At 75.5% G+C, this 2,747-nt stretch carries 3 protein-coding genes; 1 reads left to right on the top strand and 2 read right to left on the bottom strand.

The features are described from left to right. Together F6X68_RS34535 and F6X68_RS32065 are read right to left on the bottom strand one after the other, a co-directional pair. Window positions 1-197, bottom strand: a 197-nt coding sequence (locus F6X68_RS34535) for a hypothetical protein (RefSeq protein ID WP_225852560.1), incomplete at its 3' end; no start/stop codon positions are given. A gap of 268 nt (window positions 198-465) precedes the next feature. Further along, window positions 466-1,899 carry a pyridoxal-dependent decarboxylase gene (locus tag F6X68_RS32065; protein ID WP_225852559.1) on the bottom strand — a complete coding sequence of 478 codons (1,434 nt, stop codon included), beginning with the start codon at window positions 1,897-1,899 and terminating at the stop codon, window positions 466-468. A 351-nt stretch (window positions 1,900-2,250) separates the two neighbouring features. Here F6X68_RS32065 and F6X68_RS32060 point away from each other — a divergent pair. Continuing rightward, window positions 2,251-2,747 (top strand): cellulose-binding domain-containing protein (locus F6X68_RS32060; protein ID WP_192581637.1); only part of this gene is annotated, 497 nt, incomplete at its 3' end.

Raw genomic sequence — 2,747 nt, 5'->3', positions numbered from 1 at the left:
CGCGTCGCGTCGCGTCGCATCGCATCGCATCGCGTAGATCTTGGTAGGAACGTGCCCCTCCAGGGGCCGATTCCTACCAAGATCTCCACCGGCACCGGCACCGGCACCGGCACCGGCACCGGCACCGGCACCGGCACCGGCACCGGCACCGGCACCGGCACCGGCACCGGCACCGGCACCGGCACCGGCACCGGCACCGGCACCGCACCCGCAGCGGCAGCCGCACCCGCAGCACGGCCGGCGCAGGCGTGCCGGCAGCACAGCAGGTCAGCGCAGCCGTGCCGTCAGCGCGACCAACCAGCGCGTATCCGTGCCGTCAGCGCGACCGGCCAGCGCGTATCCGCGCCGCCAGCGCGATCGACCCGCGCAGCCGTGCCACAGCGCGATCGGCCAGCGCCGCCAACCGGCCGCCAACCGGCCGTAACCGGGCCAGCCGGCGCAGGTGGCGCGGCGGCGGGGCAGCGGTCAGTGGGGGAGGAGGACGGTCGCGGCGTCGGTGAGGAGGGTCCACGCCTCGTCGACGTGGACCTCGGTGCTCTGCGGGGAGCCGACGGCCAGGCGCAGCGTGTAGCGGCCGTTCACCCGGGTGTGCGTCAGGTGCACCCGGCCCGTGGCGTTGACCCGGGCCAGCAGCTCCGCGTTGACCTCGTCGTCCGCCGCCAGCCGGAAGCACACCAGCGAGTACGGGTGGGCCCCCACCAGCGCGAACCGGTCGTCGGCGCGGACCCGGTCGGCGAACCGGGCGGCGAGCGACACGCCGGAGCGGATGTGCGCGCGCAGCCCCTCGGCGCCGTACCACCGCAGCACGAACCAGAGCTTCAGCGCCCGGAACCGGCGGCCCAGCGGCACCTGCCAGTCCCGGTAGTCGATCACCGCGCCGGACTCGGTGGCGGCGTTGCGCAGGTACTCCGGCAGCACGCTCAGCGCCTCGATCAGCTCCGCCGTGTCGGCCACCCAGAACGCGTCGCAGTCGAAGCCGGTGAGCAGCCACTTGTGCGGGTCGAAGCAGTACGAGTCGGCGTACTCCAGGCCGGCGTGCCCGAACCGCAGCTCCGGGCAGACCGCCGCCGCTCCCGCGTACGCGGCGTCAACGTGCAGGAAGACCCCGTACTCGGCGCAGATCGCGCCGATCTCCGGCAGCGGGTCGATCGCGGTCGTGGAGGTGGTGCCGACGGTCGCGACCACGATCGCCGGGACCACGCCGGCCGCCAGGTCCGCCTCGATCGCCGCGCGCAGCGCCGCCGGGGACATCGCCTGCGTCTCTGGGTCGACCTCGACCGGCCGTACGCCGTCGGCGCCCAGCCCGGCGATCCGGGCGGCCTTCTCGATGGACGAGTGGCCCTGGGTGGAGGCGTAGGCGCGGTAGCGGCGGTCGACGCCGACCTCACGCCACCGGCCGCCGCCGGCGCGGTGCAGCGCGACCAGGGTCGCCACCAGCGTCGCCGAGGACGCCGAGTCCTGGATCACCCCGCCGCCCCCGGAGCCGGAGCGGAACCGCTTCGGCAGGTCCAGCAGTTCGGCGAGCCAGTCCAGCAGCACCGTCTCCAGTTCGGTGCACGCCGGCCCGGTCGCCCAGAGCATCCCCTGCACGCCCAGCCCGGCGCCGACCATGTCGCCGAGCACGCTGGGCCCCGAGGTGTTGGCCGGGAAGTAGCCGAAGAACCCGGGGTGCTGCCAGTGCGTCAGCCCCGGCGTGATCAGGGTGTCCAGGTCGGCCAGGACGGCCTCCACCGGCTCGCCGTGCTCCGGCGGGCCGGCGGGCAGCCGGGCGGCCACCGTCCCGGGCGGGTCCTGCGAGGTCACCGGACGCCGCTCCAGCGTCGCCCAGTAGTCGGCGATCCAGTCCACCACGGCGTGCCCGGCGCGTCGGAACTCGTCCGGGGTCATGTGCTCAGCCACGCCCTGAGTCGATCAAGAATCCGGGCCGGGGGCAAGGGAAGTGGCTGGTGCCCCCCGCCACGGGGACGCCCGAAGCAGGGCGGCCAGAAGGGCGGGGGAAGACGGATTGTCCGCTGAAAGCGCTTGCCCTAGCATCGCAGGTGCGCGGAGCCACCCCTCGACGCCGCCCGCCGGAGCACCGACGCCGCAGTGCCGGCGCCGGGACGCCCGACACCGGAGCGGCGGCGTCGACACCGACGCCGTACCGACGGCGTCGGACCACCGCCGCAAGCGCGGCGTCTCCTCCCGCCGGCCCGGGCAGGCCGACGGCGACGGTTGCCGCGCGCCCAACCTCCCCGGAGGCCACTCCCCATGCCCATCACCCATCGCCGCGTCGCGTTGCTCGCCGCGGCCGCCGCGGCCGCTCTCGCCGCCGGTACGCTTCCGACCCTCACCGCCTCGGCTGCCGCCGCCGGCTGCCGCGTCGAGCACCGGATCACCAACCAGTGGCCCGGCGGCTTCGGCGCCGACGTCACCGTCACCAACCTGGGCGACCCGGTGAACGGCTGGACCCTCACCTGGTCGCACACCGCCGGCCAGCGGGTCACCCAGGCGTGGAACGCCGTCGTCGACCAGTCCGGCGCGCAGGTGACCGCCCGCAACGTCGAGCACAACGCGGTGATCGCCACCGGCGCCAGCGCCACCTTCGGCTTCAACGGCTCGTGGGAGGGGAGCAACCCGCCACCGACCGGCTTCGCCCTCAACGGCACCGCCTGCACCGGCGCCGCGCCCACCGGCGGCCCGACCACCCCGCCGCCGAGCACGCCGCCCCCCACGACCCCGCCACCCACCACGCCGCCGCCGACCAC

The sequence above is a fragment of the Micromonospora sp. AMSO12t genome (assembly GCF_008806585.1).
Classification (GTDB): domain Bacteria; phylum Actinomycetota; class Actinomycetes; order Mycobacteriales; family Micromonosporaceae; genus Micromonospora; species Micromonospora reichwaldensis.
Note: the sequence above shows the minus strand (reverse complement) of the source record. Positions and strands in the feature narration are given on the sequence as shown.